The sequence below is a fragment of the Clostridium sp. D5 genome (assembly GCF_000190355.1).
GTDB lineage: Bacteria > Bacillota > Clostridia > Lachnospirales > Lachnospiraceae > Faecalicatena > Faecalicatena fissicatena_A.
Map to the genome: position 1 here is coordinate 177,301 of NZ_GL870811.1, position 16,778 is coordinate 194,078.

The 16,778-nt window shown below is 40.9% G+C and carries 12 protein-coding genes; 10 read left to right on the top strand and 2 right to left on the bottom strand.

Translation table 11 applies throughout. The features are described 5' to 3' along the window. Nucleotides 1–353: 353 nt before the first annotated feature. Genes HMPREF0240_RS09110 through HMPREF0240_RS09120 form a run of 3 tightly spaced genes read left to right on the top strand, consistent with a single transcriptional unit; the run spans nt 354 to nt 5,107 of the window. Entirely contained in the window at nt 354–812 is a 459-nt protein-coding gene (locus tag HMPREF0240_RS09110) for a MarR family transcriptional regulator (RefSeq protein WP_009003148.1), read from the top strand. A gap of 31 nt (nt 813–843) precedes the next feature. Continuing rightward, on the top strand, nt 844–3,264 hold the full coding sequence (locus HMPREF0240_RS09115; protein WP_009003149.1) for an ABC transporter ATP-binding protein: 2,421 nt from the start codon (nt 844–846) through the stop codon (nt 3,262–3,264). Next, entirely contained in the window at nt 3,257–5,107 is a 1,851-nt protein-coding gene (locus HMPREF0240_RS09120) for an ABC transporter ATP-binding protein (RefSeq protein ID WP_009003150.1), read from the top strand. Before HMPREF0240_RS09115 ends, HMPREF0240_RS09120 begins: the two co-directional genes overlap by 8 nt. Before the next feature lie 170 nt (nt 5,108–5,277). Here the strand turns inward: HMPREF0240_RS09120 and HMPREF0240_RS09125 are convergent, their stop codons facing one another. Next, a complete protein-coding gene (locus tag HMPREF0240_RS09125; RefSeq protein ID WP_009003151.1) occupies nt 5,278–6,825 on the bottom strand; it encodes a response regulator in 1,548 nt (515 codons plus the stop codon). A 22-nt stretch (nt 6,826–6,847) separates the two neighbouring features. Beyond that, nucleotides 6,848–8,623 (bottom strand): histidine kinase, encoded by a 1,776-nt coding sequence (locus HMPREF0240_RS09130; RefSeq protein ID WP_035312835.1) that lies wholly within the window; start codon nt 8,621–8,623, stop codon nt 6,848–6,850. A gap of 214 nt (nt 8,624–8,837) precedes the next feature. Between HMPREF0240_RS09130 and HMPREF0240_RS09135 the strand changes: the two genes are divergently transcribed. The 7 genes from HMPREF0240_RS09135 (at nt 8,838) to HMPREF0240_RS09165 (ending at nt 16,414) form a co-directional block, all read left to right on the top strand. Next, nucleotides 8,838–10,226 carry a carbohydrate ABC transporter substrate-binding protein gene (locus tag HMPREF0240_RS09135; RefSeq protein WP_009003153.1) on the top strand — a complete coding sequence of 463 codons (1,389 nt, stop codon included), beginning with the start codon at nt 8,838–8,840 and terminating at the stop codon, nt 10,224–10,226. 74 nt (nt 10,227–10,300) lie between these two features. Further along, entirely contained in the window at nt 10,301–11,194 is an 894-nt protein-coding gene (locus HMPREF0240_RS09140; protein WP_009003154.1) for a sugar ABC transporter permease, read from the top strand. 11 nt (nt 11,195–11,205) lie between these two features. Further along, on the top strand, nt 11,206–12,036 hold the full coding sequence (locus HMPREF0240_RS09145) for a carbohydrate ABC transporter permease (protein ID WP_009003155.1): 831 nt from the start codon (nt 11,206–11,208) through the stop codon (nt 12,034–12,036). A 17-nt stretch (nt 12,037–12,053) separates the two neighbouring features. Beyond that, complete coding sequence (locus HMPREF0240_RS09150; protein WP_009003156.1) at nt 12,054–13,016, top strand: glycoside hydrolase family protein; 963 nt, start codon at nt 12,054–12,056, stop codon at nt 13,014–13,016. After that, nucleotides 13,013–14,461 (top strand): arylsulfatase, encoded by a 1,449-nt coding sequence (locus tag HMPREF0240_RS09155; RefSeq protein ID WP_009003157.1) that lies wholly within the window; start codon nt 13,013–13,015, stop codon nt 14,459–14,461. Before HMPREF0240_RS09150 ends, HMPREF0240_RS09155 begins: the two co-directional genes overlap by 4 nt. Before the next feature lie 17 nt (nt 14,462–14,478). Continuing rightward, entirely contained in the window at nt 14,479–15,267 is a 789-nt protein-coding gene (locus HMPREF0240_RS09160; protein WP_009003158.1) for a sulfite exporter TauE/SafE family protein, read from the top strand. Between the two features lie 13 nt (nt 15,268–15,280). Continuing rightward, the gene (locus HMPREF0240_RS09165) at nt 15,281–16,414 is read left to right on the top strand and encodes an anaerobic sulfatase maturase (protein ID WP_009003159.1); all 1,134 of its coding nucleotides are present in this window, start codon (nt 15,281–15,283) and stop codon (nt 16,412–16,414) included. The last annotated feature ends 364 nt before the right edge of the window (nt 16,415–16,778 follow it).

Here is a 16,778-nt window from a genome sequence, read left to right on the forward strand (position 1 = left end):
AGGGCAGAATTTGCCTTCCCAGGCAAATTCTGTTGCCGCCGGCGGCGCGAATGCATCGGCATTCGGGCCAACTGCGGCAAGCACCCTTCATATTCCCTGTTTTTTCCCCTACGGATTCTTAGCGCACGGACAGGATATTGAAATGGCATGCACAGCCCCTCCGGCTCACCTTTCACGTCGCGCCCCTCCCAACCATTAATTCACATAACTAATTGTTTATCGGGCAAAATTATTAAAAAACTGTGAAATGTAGAACCATATATTGACATTTCTATATAATACTACTAATATAATCGTTAAACGTCTAACTAGTTTGCGGATTTAGAATACAGAGTCCGGGAAAGGAGATTTACATGAATTGTGATGTCAATCACATCCCTACGGTTGGGATTATGAGTCAGATTATGCATATGAGCATGAATCGGGCAAAATTGCTGTTTGACCAGTATGATTTAAAGATAGGTCAGGCTGGAATTCTGTTTATGCTGGAACATTTTGGAGAGATGTCCCAGAGGGAGCTTGCCTCGAAAATGAACGTAACTCCGCCGTCCATCACCGCGGCAATCGGTAAGATGGAAAGATTGGGATACATCAGGCGTAAGCCGGATGATAAAGACCAGCGGATTATGCGCCTGAGTCCTACGGAAGAAGGGAAGGCATGCCTGGAGCACACGAAAAAAGTGGCGAAACAGATGGATGAGCTGATGTTTAATGGCATGAGCCAGGAAGAGAAGATGCTGCTTAGAAGACTTCTTCTTCAGATGCAGGAGAATTTAAAACAGGAAAAAGAACTCTCCGGACTAAAACGATAGACATGATTATGAATGCAGAAAGGGAGATATTATGAAGAAACTATTTAAGTATATGGGGATGTACTGGAAAGCAGTTATTGCAATTCTGGCAGTCCTCATCGTACAGGCATACTGCGACCTGTCACTGCCTGGATATACTTCTGACATTGTAAATGTCGGAATTCAGCAGGGCGGTATTGATGAATCGATACCAAGTGCGGTTGCAGCAGATGATATGGATAAGCTTTTGCTTTTTGTCAGCAGTAAAGATGCAGACACGGTGAAAGATGCCTATCAGCTGAAAGACAAGGATACAGGATACGATTACGATGGTTCTGTGTATGTCCTGAAGAGTGATATTTCAGAGGATGAGGCTAAAGTAGAAGATCTGTCTTCTATTCTGGGAAAGCCGATGCTGCTCGTATCCGGTTTTGAATCCGGAAGCGATATGACGAAGCAGATGGAAGATTCCATGAAAGACAATATGAAGTCTGCAATTGAGGCGCAGGCACAAAAGCAGATGGACGAAGCCGCTTCTCAGATGACAGATGAGCAGAAAGCTGCGATCGCAATGAATCCTGAACTTCAAAAGCAGCAGGAGGAGATGCAGAAGCAGGCGCAGGAACAGATTAATGCCCAGCTTAAAAAGATTGAGGAAGCCAATGTATTTGATCTTTTTGAGATGATCCCTGAAGATCAGCGCTCTGAGGTGACGGATCAGATTGAAGATAAACTTTCCGATATGCCGGAGACAATGGTTGATCAGGCTGCAAAAGGGTATATTAAGGATGCATATGCACGCCTGAATGTGGACACAGATAAGCTGCAGAACAATTACCTTCTTAATACCGGAGCAAAGATGGTTGGTCTGGCATTTCTGGGAATGGCAGCCAGTATTCTGGTAGGATTCATGGCATCCCGTGTGGGGGCTTCAGCAGGCCGTGACCTGAGAGGAAAGGTTTTCAGAAAGGTAGTCGGATTTTCAAACAATGAATTTGACCATTTTTCTACCGCCTCTTTGATTACAAGAAGCACAAACGATATCCAGCAGATACAGATGCTGACGGTAATGCTGCTGAGACTGGTATTGTATGCACCCATTATGGCAGTGGGAGGTATTTACAAAGTATTCCAAACCAATGTTTCCATGTCCTGGATCATTGGACTGGCGGTTATTCTGATTGCTCTCGTAGTCCTGGTGCTCTTCACCGTGGCCATGCCGAAGTTCAAGATACTGCAGACCCTGGTAGATAAACTGAACCTGGTGACCCGGGAGATCCTGACCGGACTTTCCGTTATCCGTGCATTTTCTACGGAGAAGCATGAGGAGGAGCGTTTTGATAAGGCAAACAGAGATCTGACAAGAACAAACCTCTTTGTAAACCGGGCTATGACATTTATGATGCCTGTTATGATGCTGATTATGAATGGTATCTCCGTACTGATCGTCTGGAGCGGTGCTCACGGTGTTGACAGCGGACAGATGCAGGTAGGAGATATGATGGCATTTATTCAGTATACAATGCAGATTATCGCCAGCTTCCTGATGCTGTGCATGATTTCTATTATGCTGCCAAGAGCGGCTGTTTCAGCAGACCGTGTGGATGAGGTACTTACAAGTGAAACAATTATTCATGATCCGAAGGATGCAAAGAAGCTGCCGGAAAAAACGCAGGGTGTACTGAGGTTCGACCATGTGTCATTCCGATATCCGGGGGCCAGTGAAGATGTACTCCACGATATTGATTTTACAGCGAAACCGGGTCAGACGACCGCGATCATTGGAAGTACGGGAAGCGGTAAGTCCACAATGGTGAACCTGATCCCGAGATTCTATGATGTAACGGAAGGAAGTATCACTCTGGACGGGGTTGATATCCGGGATATTACACAGCATGAGCTGCGGGATAAGCTGGGATATGTGCCTCAGAAGGGCGTACTGTTCTCAGGTGATATTGCTTCCAATATTATGTACGGCAATCCGGAGGGCAGCGATGAAGAGATGGAGGAAGCAGCAGCAATTGCGCAGGCTACAGAATTCATCGAAGAGAAACATCAGAAATATGAAAGTACCATTTCTCAGGGCGGAACCAATGTATCGGGAGGCCAGAAGCAGCGTTTGTCAATTGCCAGGGCAATTGCAAAACATCCGGCTCTCTTTATTTTCGATGACAGCTTTTCTGCTCTGGACTATAAGACAGATATCACTTTGAGAAGAGCTCTGAAAGAAAAAACAGCAGACAGCACAGTATTGATTGTAGCACAGCGTATCAGTACGATTCTGCATGCGGAACAGATTATTGTTCTGGATGAAGGTATGGTTGCAGGGATAGGAACACATCAGGAACTGCTTAAAAAGTGTGAAGTATATCAGCAGATTGCAGCATCCCAGCTGTCAGAGGAAGAGCTGAAAGCAGGAATGGAGACAGCGGAGTCAGACAGTGAAGGAAGGGAGGAAAACAGCCATGAGTAGAGAAGGAAGCAGAAGACCTGCGGGCGGACACGGTCCGATGAAAGGCATGGTTCCGGGTGAGAAGCCAAAGAACCTCAAAGGAACCATAAAAAAGCTGCTTAAATATATGAGCAAATATAAAATACAGCTGTTTTTCGTTATCATATTTGCAATTGGCGGTACGATTTTTAACATAATAGGGCCTAAGATTCTTGGTAAGGCAACCACGGAGATATTCAATGGCCTGGTAAGTAAAGTATCCGGTGGAGACGGTATGGATTTCGGGAAAATCGGGCAGATCCTGATCGTTACCCTGAGCCTGTATCTGGTCAGTGCTCTATGTTCATTTGTACAGGGCTTTTTGATGACTGGAATTTCGCAGAAGATGACCTATCGTCTGAGGAAAGAAATATCCCAGAAGATCAACCGGATGCCGATGAATTATTTTGATACAAAAACACATGGTGAAGTGCTTTCCAGGGTAACAAATGATATTGATACACTGGGACAGAGCCTGAACCAGAGTATGACTCAGATGATCACATCCGTTGCAACAATTATTGGTGTGCTGGTGATGATGTTGTCAATCAGTCCGCTGATGACGGTGGTAGCGCTTCTGATCCTTCCGCTATCCATTGGATTTATATCTATGATTATGAAGCGCTCACAGAAATATTTCCGCGGGCAGCAGAAATATCTCGGTGAAGTCAACGGTCAGGTGGAAGAAGTATACGGCGGCCATAACATTGTAAAAGTATTTAATAAAGAAAAAGATGTGATAGAAGAATTTGAAGAAACCAATAACAAGCTTTACGATTCTGCATGGAAGTCCCAGTTTATATCCGGTATGATGATGCCGATCATGCAGTTTGTAGGTAACCTGGGTTACGTTGTTGTTGTAATTCTGGGAGGTTATCTGGCGGCAAAGAAGGTCATCGAGGTGGGAGATATTCAGTCTTTCACACAGTATGTAAGAAACTTTACCCAGCCGATACAGCAGGTAGCACAGGTAGCCAATCTTCTCCAGTCTACGGCAGCAGCATCCGAGCGTGTATTTGAATTCCTGGAAGAAGAGGAAGAAGACCAGACAGTACCAGATCCGGTATCCGTGGAAGGTCTGCAGGGCAATGTGGAGTTCGACCATGTACACTTTGGTTACAATGAAGACAGGATCATCATCAATGACTTCTCAGCAAGAGTAAAAGAAGGCCAGAAAATTGCGATCGTAGGTCCGACCGGAGCGGGAAAGACCACGATGATTAAACTGTTAATGCGTTTCTATGATGTAAATAAGGGAGCCATTCTGATAGACGGGCATAACATCAAAGACTTCAACCGGAGTGAACTGCGGCAGATGTTCGGCATGGTGCTGCAGGACACATGGCTGTTCCACGGAAGCATCAAAGATAATATCCGTTACGGTAAACTGGATGCCACAGATGAAGAAGTGATAGAAGCGGCGAAGGCTGCAAGAGCACACCGGTTTGTTCAGACACTTCCTGGAGGCTACGATATGGAGCTGAACGAAGAAGCCAGCAACGTATCCCAGGGCCAGAAACAGCTGCTTACAATAGCAAGAGCCATCCTGGCAGATCCGAAGATCCTGATCCTGGATGAGGCAACCAGTTCCGTAGATACAAGAACAGAGATTCAGATCCAGAAAGCCATGGACACCCTGATGAGGGGCAGAACCAGCTTTGTAATAGCCCACAGGCTGTCAACCATCAGAGATGCCGACATGATCCTGGTTATGAGGGATGGAGACATTGTAGAACAGGGGAACCATGAAGAACTCATTACAAAGGGCGGGTTCTATGCCGATCTCTACAACTCACAATTCGAGAAAACTACCAATATAGCTTAAATTTCTTGTTATGACAGAACGAGATAAAAACATCTCCACTAGAAGATGCAATGTCTTTAAGACATTGATTTCTGTGGGGATGTTTTTTATTTGAGATTATAATGGTTTAAATTGAGTATTAACCGACAACTTTGTGTTCACATTTTATTAGTTTATGGGTTTATCCTGATTTAATGCGGCTTTTTTGTGTCACGATATTGAGAAGGGGTCATTCCATAAATTTTTTTGAAAAGCCGGTTAAAGTAAAATTGGTCGCTAATCCCTACTGCCTCAGCGATTTCCCAGAGAAATAGATTGTTTTCGAGAATCAAATTAGCAGCTTTTTCCATACGTAAAATATGTGTGTACTGTATGATACTGGTGCCTGTATCGTCCTTGAAAATTTTACACAGATAGTTTTCACTCATCCCAATAGAAGCAGAAAGGTCGGCTAAAGTAAATTTTTCATGATAGTGATTTTGAATATAACGAATACATTCTACTACTTCTTTTTTGTAAAAACGAGTGTCGCCCTTTAAAAGATGTTGCATTTGACAGAAAAATTCATTTAAGTTATGGTTCAACTCCACCAAATCTCTACTGTCTTCAATTGAGGCCTGAAGTGCTGAGAGATCAATACAGTTTGAGGTGGCAAGCGAGAGTTCCATATAGCTGCACATCCGGAAAAGATAGCCTTTTAATATTTCTGGATGTATTTTTTCTGCTGTGCATTTTTCCATAAATAAGTGTAAGGTTTCAAATGAGTGGAGAGCATCGGTTTTGGAAAGGGTGTCCAAAAGTTCGGATGCCAGGGAACGATAATCCATAAAAGCAATATTATGATGCAAATGAAGTTCGTCTGCATACACGGGCGAAGTATTATCATAAAACCAGGAGAGTGCAAGCTCTGGACACTGAAAGCAGATTTCCTTTAGTTCTTCCAGAGGCAGAGCGGTTTTGGTCACAATAGCATAGAGCGATAACGATAGAAATTGTGAAAAATAACTGGTAATTCGTTTGCCTAATTCCCAAGCATTCAGATTTGTTTCTTGCGCGTTCTGTTCGGCATAGAGAATTAAAAAGCTATTTCCATGAATCTGAATAAAAGAGCCTGGAGGCAGGTAATTAAAATTTTCCAACAATAGGTTTTTTATGAATGAATAGGGAAGGACGTCTCCCTTTCGGTTCGTAAACTTTTTTTGAAAGGGCTGAGTAATATAGCACATAAAATAAGCATTCGCGGTCTGGAACCGGCAATTCTTTAATTTCTCATAGGTGAAATCAATATCTGTGAAATAGCTTTTCAAAAAGAGTTCATTCAATGAAAAGTCCGGAGCGGACAATTCTGATTCTTTCCGTTTTATGGAGAGCAGATCTGTACAAGTTCTAAGCTGTTCCAGGAGCCCATCTTTATTTAGGCTAATTTTTAGCATATAATCTATAGCACCCAATTTTAGTGCCTGGCGAACATATTCATAATCACCATAATTACTCAATACCAATATCTTTCCCGGATAGCAGATTTTTTTGAGTGCCTTAATCAGCTCAAGCCCATCCATAATCGGCATCTTTAAATCTGTAATGATGATTTCTGGATGAAATTTATCAATAAAATCAAGTGCTTCTTTTCCATCTGATGCAGTAGCACAGATAGAAAATCCATAATCTTCCCAACGTAAAAGCGTCTTCAATGCTATTTTTACCATTGGTTCGTCATCTACTAAAAGAATTTGATACATCTATACCTCCGTTTTTGGTTGGCTAATGGTTTAAATAAGGAATAATAATTGTACAGCGGGTTCCCTCCCCTGGCACACTTTCAATCAGAAAATCTCCGCGGCCTTTATAAACCCTGGAAATCCTTTCACGCACATTTTGAATCCCGATGGAACTATGATTGCTTTTCGTTTCATCACTCAAACTAAGCGGAGAAAACCCTCTGCCATTATCGGAAACGATGAGAAAGACCTGTTCATCTTTACAAAAAGCAGATATTTGAATCAAAATCATCCGTCCATTGCTGTAAGTGCCATGGTAGATGGCATTCTCAACCAAAGGCTGAAGGATAAAACGGGGGATTCTAAATTCATGAAGTTCGGGGGGCAGTTCATACTGTACTTCGAATTTATGTATATAACGGACTTTTTGAATCTGGATGTAAAAGTTTAATACTCGAATTTCTTCTGCAATGCACACATATTCCTCACGGCAAATCAGGGTGCTTTTTAGAATTTCAGACAAGGAAGTAACCATCTCTTCAAGTACAGGAACTTGATTAAGTTCAGCAATCCATTTTAAAGTGCTAAGTGTGTTGAATAAAAAGTGTGGGTTAATCTGATATTGCAGCATCTGAATCTCCAAAACTCTTTTTCGTTCTTCATCTTCTTTATTTAGAGCAAGCAGCATCTGATTTTTATCTAACATCTGGTTGATATTTACAGATAAAAATGCTAACTCATCGTTTGCATCAATATCAATGCGTGAGGAAAGCTGTTCCATACGTATATCCTCGCAGACTTTCACTGCATTTCTGATAGGGCGCATAATTGTATAGTACAAAAGCATGCTAAGTAAAACACATACACCCACAATTAAAAGGATAAAAAAAGCTACCGTGGGAATGATTTTATAGGCTTCTCCCTGAATATAGGAAAACGGGATGCATGAAATAAGGTAGGATTTAAGGGTTTTGTTTTTTGTATATACCACCAGACAAGAGTTGTCCTTGTCTTGATAAATAAAGTAGTTGTCTCGTATATTTTCGGTGTTTTGATTTTGGATAGCGTCTAAAATTTCATTGTTGCAAAAAGGTTTGTTTCGCTCAACATTTTTGGTGTTTGAGGTCAATACATTTCCGTCTGTGTTTAAAATAACTAATGTCGATTCGTTGTCCAAATCAGTATCCGACAGAATATCATTTGTAAATATTTGTTCACTAATGAAAAGCAGGGTGTAACCAAGGGCGTGATTCATATTCTGTGTACTGTTGATGCGATGTCCCAGAATAATGATATTCTGCCCCATAAAAGTATTTATATATGACCAGCTGGCGGCCGGTTTTTGCTGATTAATCCGTTTCATAATGTTTTGATAGTCCGTAGAGGATATGTCGTCATACCCCATATCATATACAAAAGAATTGTGGTTATCCAGAATTTTAATTGTCTTCATAAACGGAGGATACACGATCGTGTCACTAATCAGGCTGTTCATATGCCGGCTGAGTGCTTCTGTATTTTTTCCCGATTGTGTACCATTGTTAGTAAGAAAATCCTGAACCATGGGATCAATGCTTAATTTACCGGCCAAATATTGATAATCTTCTAGTGTGGCATCAATGGTTTTGCTGATTTGTAGCAGCGCGGTAAGGTTTGCCTGTCCCAGCTTATCGGTTATACCGCTCGAATAGGTGGAGCATAAATACACCGAAACAATTAGCAGGGGGAGAATGCTGACAAGAAAAAAACAGCTTATCAAACGCGTACTGATGTTTAATCGGCGAGTGCATTTAATTACAGAAAAGACAAATTTTTTCATAGTAGTACCTCTCATTAGACAACAGTATTTTCTACTAATATTATACATACTTTGTCTAAAAAACATAGGGACAATCTTAAGATGAAAAATGAAGATTGTCGATAATATGTTTAACCGGTGTAATATATTACAAAAATAAAAGAGAATACTTCATGTATAATTCATGCAAAATATGATAAATTCAAGATACAAAATCAATGGAGGAGAGATACCTATGAGGAAGAAAATTTCAATTATTTTGGCAGCGGCATTGTGTATTACTAGTTTGGCGGGATGCGGAAATAGCAAAGAAAAAGAAGTGAAAGAGGAACCCAAAGCAGAAACAGGCAGCGTATCAGGGGAACTTAATATTGCAGTGTTTCAAGGGGGGATGGGCGATACCTATTGGAATGAAGTTGTGAAAATGTTTGAGGACAAGTATCCGGATGTGAAAGTAAACATGAACATTAATCCCAAAATTGGAGAAATCATCAAACCACAGATTGTGGCTGGAAATGTGCCTGATTTTATTTCCTTAAATATGGGTGAAGCCAGCGGGGTAATGGATTCTCTTGTAAAAGAAAAAGCGTTGATGGATTTGACGGATATTTTTGACGAAACATTGGAAGGGGATACAGAACCTTTAAAAGACCGTTTTCTGGATGGAATTATTGGTAGCAAAGCAACCTCACCTTATGATGACGGGAAAATTTATCTGGCGCCTTTTGACAGTGGTGCAATGGGATTAGTTTATAACAAAACACTGTTTGAAGAAAAGGGATGGGAGCTGCCAACGACTTGGGACGAATTTATGGAGCTGGGAGAAATTGCGAAAAAAGACACTTATGAGGTAGGAGGAGAAACGGTAGAGGGAAGAGCATTGCTTGCTTATCCGGGAATTCACCCGCAATACATGAGAAATTTCTTGTATCCGGCAGTGGCACAAAATGGTGGAAACGAAGCGGTTAATGCATTTTCTAATTACGAAGAAGGATATGCAGATAACGAAAAAACGATCGAATACCTTCAAGTGATTCCAGAGCTTGTTGAAAAGGGATATCTGTTAGAAGGAACCGTTGCATTAAATCATACACAGTCCCAGACTGAAATGATGCTTGGGAAAGCACTCTTTATCCCTTCTGGTGCATGGATGGTTAATGAAATGAAGGATGCTCCACGTGAAGAAGGATTTGAATTCGGAATGATTCCTATGCCAGTAATGAATGAGGGTGATACACAATATATTGCATCAAGCTGTGAGCAATTTTCTATCCCTGCAAAAGCGGAGAATCCAGAAGCAGCAAAGGCATTTTTAAAATTTTTATATACAGAAGATTCTGTAAAATCGTTGGCTAAACATGCAAGTGCACTTTATGCATTGAAGGATGCAAAAGAAATCTGTAAAGATGTTTTAGAGGAAGAAGTTTATAACATGTATGAAGCTTATGACAGTGCAGAAGCGGTGCTTGTTTATATGGCACCATTGCCGCAAGGATGCAACGTGGATGTGAATCAGGAGTTATATCACAAATGCTTTACAAAGGTTATAGATGGAAGTATGACTGTGCAGGAGTGGATGCAAAGCATAGAAAGAGCATTTGCAGAAATTAGAAGTTTAAAATAACGGAGGAGAGGTGAGTGCCGCAAAATAGCTGAGTTCAGCTAATGAGTGGCACTTTCCTCATGAAGGAGGAAAGTATGGATAAAAACAAAAATTTAAAACCTAAACTGCCGAAACTTTTTATTTCATTAAGTGTCATCCCATCGATCGTACTGACGATTATATTTATGATTATTCCAACCATTGAAGCATTCAGACTGTCGTTTACCAATTCTACAGGTATGGGCGGAAGCTATGATTTTGTGGGTATAAAGAATTACACATACATGTTTCAGGATTCTTTATTTCTGCTGTCACTGAAAAACACATTGAAATTGATGGCGGTGATACCAGTGATTACAGTGCTGCTGGCACTGATTTTTGCCTTTGTTTTGACACAGACTAAGTTGAAGGAAAAGGGTATTTATAGAGTCATTTATTTTATGCCGAGTATCATTTCACTGACGGTCATTGGTATTATTTTTTCTTTTATTTTTAACCCCACCATGGGATCTTTGAATAACATGCTTATAAATGTAGGGTTAAAGGAGCTGGCACTTGCCTGGCTGGGGGATTCTCGAACAGCGTTGTGGTGTATTGGCGTGACGCTTATCTGGCAGTCGACAGGGTATTATATGGTCATGCATATTGCTGCCATTGATGGAATTTCACCTGATATAATGGAGGCGGCAACAATTGACGGAGCGGGGCAATTTCAAATATTAGTGAAGATAATACTCCCACTTTTGAGAAATATTATTGGAATTACATATGTCCTTTCTTTATCTGGAACGCTTGCGCTAAGCTTTATCCTTTCCAAGGTTATGACGGGAGGCGGTCCTTCTGGAAGTTCAACCGTATTGCTTCAGTATATGTATCAACAGGCATTTACAAATTCTAACTTTGGTTATGCTATGGCAATTGCAATATTTACACTGGTTATTTCAATTGGTCTTTCGGTAGTATCCAGGGGACTGACAAACAAAGAATAGGGGGCAGTTAGATGAAAAGTACAATGAAAAAATGGGTCAGCAGAATTTGCCTTATCTTTTTTGCATTTTTATTTTTATATCCTATGTGGTGGAATTTAATCTCTTCTTTTAAGAGTAATACAGAATTTCTGACCAATCCTTTTTCTTTTCCACAAGGATTTGAGATAGATAATTATATCAGAGCGTTTACAAAAGCAAATATGGGTGCTTATTTTTTAAATTCGGTATACGTGGTAATTGTGGCAACAGCACTGACCCTGCTTTTTGTGATTCCGATTTCTTATGTTCTTGCCAGATACAAGTTTAAGGGATCCAAATTAATCATGAATTTTTTTATGTGCTGCATTTTTATTCAGGCAACTTATATTATGGTACCGTTGTTTTTGCAGATGAATACGATGAAGCTGCTAGATAATTTGACTGCCATGAGTTTGGTGTATGCTGTTTTTCGATTTCCTTTTTCGATTTTTCTTTTAACTGGATTTATGAAAGGAATACCGATTGCCTATGAGGAGGCGGCCAAGATAGATGGCTGCAGCAGAGTAAGAATCTTAACGAGCATTATCGTACCAATGGCAAAACCAGGAATTGTCACAGTGGGAATGCTTTCTGCGATGGCATACTGGAACGAATATCCACTTGCACTTGTATTGATCCAGTCTGAAGGCAAGAAGACACTTCCGGTTGGACTGGCAAATCTGTATGAAGTACAACAATATGCGACAGATTGGAGTGCGTTATTTGCGGCGTTGATTATTGTATTGGTACCGACAATTTTTATTTATCTGATAGGACAAAAGCAACTTATCGGTGGCGTAGGAATGGGTGGCATTAAAGAATAGAAGCGGAGGCTAAAGAGATGAAGTTTTATGAAAGGCTGGCACCGGCGAAAAGAGGATGTGTACTGGAAAAACCAGGATGGTATATATGGGGGGCATCGGTATGTAAATATCAGAACAAATATTATATGTTTGCAGCAGGATGGGAAAAGAAATATGGATTTCAAGGATGGGTTCAGCATTCTACAATCTTTAAATGCGTTTCGAATAAACCAGAAGGTCCTTTTGAGATTCTGGGTGAAATGGAAGAATTGAAACATCAAAACTGGGGAGGCGCTGTTTTGCATAATCCGTCTGTCTGCCAGGTTGGGGATAAGTATTATCTATTCTATGCAGGAACGAAATTTGAAGTAAACGAACTAACCAAAGATCTGCCAAATGACAATGAAATCTGCCGTTATAATCAAAGAATCGGGGTGGCTGTTTCAGAAAATCCGGCAGTAGGCTTCCAGCCAGTGACAGGGAACCCTGTTTTAGACATCAATACAAAAGCGTGGGATGGCACTTATGTAACAAATCCTACCGTTTGGGCAGAAGAAGGTCGGGTACATATGGTTTATAAGGCACTGTTGAAAGATCAGCTTCCAGAAATTGTAATGAAGCTGGGACTTGCAGCAGGAGAACAGGCAGATGGCCCTTATAGAAGAATTTTTGGGCATCCGATTCTGCCGTACAATATTGAAGATCCTTTTTTGTGGAAAGAAGACGGCTGCTATTATATGCTTGTCAAAGACATGACAGGAGAATTGGCTGGTAATCCGGATGAGACAGTACTTTTAGAGTCTGCTGATTTGAGTGATTTTAAATTAAACAAAAAAATACCTGCTTACAATACTCTCGTAGAATGGGAAGATGGGGTTGAGCAATATCAAAATGTTGAACGGCCACAGATTTATTTTGAAGGCGGAAAACCAGTGTGCCTTTATAACGCTGTCAGAACAAAGACAGATGAGAGTTTTAATCTGGCAAGGAGGTTCCGATGAGTAAACCTAATATTATATTAATTATGACCGATCAGATGCGGGGGGATTGTATGTCGATAGCGGGCCACAAAGATGTAAAAACCCCAAATCTTGATACACTTGCATTAAAAGGTGTTCGTTTTCCAAATGCGTACTCAGCATGTCCTTCATGTGTACCTGCCCGTGCCGCGATGTTTACCGGGATGAAGCAGGAACATCACGGACGCGTAGGATATGAAGACCGGGTAGTTTGGGACTATCCCAACACACTGGCAGGAGAACTGGATAAGAATGGATACTATACCCAGGCAGTTGGAAAAATGCATGTTCACCCACAACGAAATTATATGGGTTTTCAAAATGTCATTCTGCACGATGGCAACCTGACCGCAAACAGAGCAATGGATCTCCCTTTTTATGAACATCAGGAAAATTGTGATGATTACTTTTATGATTTGAGAAAAAGAAAAGGCGTAGCTGCAGATTTGTACGATCTGGGAATAGACAGCAATTCCTGGGTGACCAGACCCTGGATGTATGAGGAGAGTCTGCATCCAACCAACTGGGTAACAGAACAGGCCATCGACTTTCTGAGAAGAAAAGACCCCTGCCGCCCCTTCTTTTTATATTTGTCTTATGTGCGGCCACATCCGCCATTTGATGCACCACAATGTTTTTTTGATATGTATGATAATAAAGAATTGGCTCCGCCCGTGATTGGGGACTGGGCAGATAAAGAGGAATGGAAGAAAAAGGGACTTATTTTGGATTCCGATACAGGTCCAATTGATGCTGATCTGATTCGAAGGTCGCAGTGTGGTTATTACGCATGTATTTCACATGTGGATAATCAGATTGGACGATTTATGATGGCTTTGGACCGATATGGAATTTCTGAAAATACGGTTATACTTTTTACATCTGATCATGGAGAGTTACTGGGTGACCACCATACGTTTCGAAAGGTACGTCCTTATCAGGGAAGTATCCGAATTCCATTTTTTATTAGTGTGCCGGATAAGAGTATGTGGGGGACGGTATCAGACGACTTGATGGAACTGCAGGATGTGCTTCCAACAATTGTAAAACTATCAGGGGGAGAGCCGCCAGAATCCATAGACGGAGAAGACCTCTTGGACGGGAAACGCCGGAAGAGGGGATATATTCACGGGGAGCACAGTGGTTTCGGGGATAATTTTGAAATCGGCAACCAGTTTATTGTAACGGAACAGGATAAATATATCTGGTTTATGGAGAGTGGAAGAGAACAGTATTTTAATCTGAAAGAGGATAAAAGCGAACTCCATGATGGAATCCGGGAACCAAAATACCAGGAGCGTATTTCCATGCTTAGAAAAATCTTGGTTCAGGAACTGCAGAATCGAGAAGAAGGGTATGTTAAAGACAACCAACTGATCGCAGGCAGAAATCAACAAAATCTGCTATATCTACAAAACAGAAAGTAGAAATAAGAGGTGCGGTCATGTTGCTTTTACTTTTTTTTGCTATCTGTTTTCTGGCCTCACTGGTTGGTGCGGTTTGTGGTATTGGAGGTGGAATCCTAATCAAGCCATTTTTGGACGCATTCCAGATGATGGATGTTGTAACCATAAGTTTTCTGTCGGGGTGCACGGTGCTTTCTATGAGTACTTATTCTGTAATGAAAAGCAAGTTGAGCTGTCGGTCAAACCTAAATTCTAAAATTATATTCCCGCTTTCTATGGGTGCTGCACTAGGTGGAATTGTAGGAAAATGGTTGTTTTCTTTCTTGATTGCAAACATCCAGAATTCCGACAGGGTGGGGGCAATACAGGCTGTCTGTCTGATTTTGGTTACGCTGGGAACGTTAGTTTACACACTTTTCAAAAACAAAATAAATACATATCAAATGACTTCTCCTTTGTGTTGTATATCTGTTGGTGTGGTTCTTGGAAATTTATCCTCCTTTCTCGGTATTGGGGGCGGTCCAGTTAATCTGGTGGCACTGTTTTTCTTTTTTTCTATGACGAGCAAAGAGGCTGCTGAAAATTCTTTATATATTATTTTCTTTTCACAAATAGCGAGTCTGCTGAGTTCTTTAATATCCGGAAAAATACCAGAGCTCCATTTCGGAATATTTCTTGCAATGGTAATGGGAGGAGTCGCTGGTGGTATTCTGGGGCGGGCGGTCTCCAAACATATGGAGGACAGAACAGTAGACCGTTTGTTTGTTAAATTGATGATTTCAATTATTTTCATTAACATTTATAACGTATATAAATTTATGTCTTAAGAAGGGAGTTGCGATGTCAGAGATTCAAGTATTAATAAAACCAGCCTCTGGAATGTGTAATATGTCTTGTGATTATTGTTTCTATCGTGATGAAACATTTAAGCGAACCCAGCATTCCTATGGTTTTATGACAGAACAGACATTAAAAAATGTTATACGTAAAACCATGCTGCAGGCTGAAGGTGCAATAACATACGCCTTTCAGGGCGGGGAACCAACATTACGCGGTTTGAATTTTTATAAAAAGGCCATAGAATTTCAACAGCAATATAATAAGAACCATATACGTGTACAGAATGTCTTTCAGACAAATGGATATGCTCTTGATAATGAATGGTGTCACTTTTTTAGAGAACATAATTTTTTAATTGGATTATCTGTAGATGGGACAGCTAAGATTCACAACACATTTCGCCATACGCGAAATGGTAAAGATACATTTGATAGAATACTACGTGCTTCACAAAGGCTGGATGAATATGAGGTTGAGTATAATATTCTTACGGTTGTTACAAATCAGGTGGCACTAGATATTTCGGAAATATATCAATTCTATAAGGAGCGTGGCTGGCGTTATCAGCAATACATCGCCTGCCTGGATCCTCTTCGGGAAGAACGCGGGAACATGCAATATTCTCTAACGCCAGAATTGTATGGAGATTTCTTGGTTGCATTATTTCATTTGTGGTATCAGGATCTTCAAGCGGGAAATCAGCCATATATTCGCCAATTTGAAAATTATGTTGGGATGGCTGCTGGATATATGGCTGAATCGTGTGAACAGAGAGGCGTATGTGGAATTCAAAATGTGGTGGAAGCGGATGGAAGTGTATATCCGTGCGATTTCTATATGCTGGATGAGTACAGAATCGGGAACTTCAACACGGATCTTCTTAATCAGATTTATCGGCGCCGCCGGGAGATTGGATTTATTGAAGAGTCTCAAAAATTGAATTTAAAATGCAGCACTTGCAGATTCTATCAGCTTTGTCGTGGCGGATGTCAGAGAAATCGAGAGTGTAATGCAGATACTGGCTTGTATGCCAATTATCTTTGCGAAGCATACCAGATGTTTTTTGAGGCTTGTTATGATAAAATTGTTGGAATTGCGGGGAATATTTTGCAGGATAACATGTTGACAGAATAGGAGGCATGCAACACTTTAAAATGCCTAATTGTTACCCGGTTACAGTAAAATATTTATTCTTGAAAATTTCTATGAAAGTGTGCCTCAGAAAAAGGCATACTTTTTTTGTGTGTGCCAGGCATGGCACTAATCTAGCTAGTGAAAGTCTAGTCACGGGTATTTACCGCCAAGTGTAGCGGAGCGCAAGTTGGCATCAGTAATGATGTGGATGAAGGAAGCGCATAGCAAAGTTCACGAGCCTACGAACAGAAACTTGATAAGGCGATGAGGTGGGTAAGGTTGCACATCAAACCAAAGCCCGAAAGGTAAACGTATAACCGAAGTTGTAAATCAAGAGGTTGTGGAATGAAAGATTAGTGCCTTA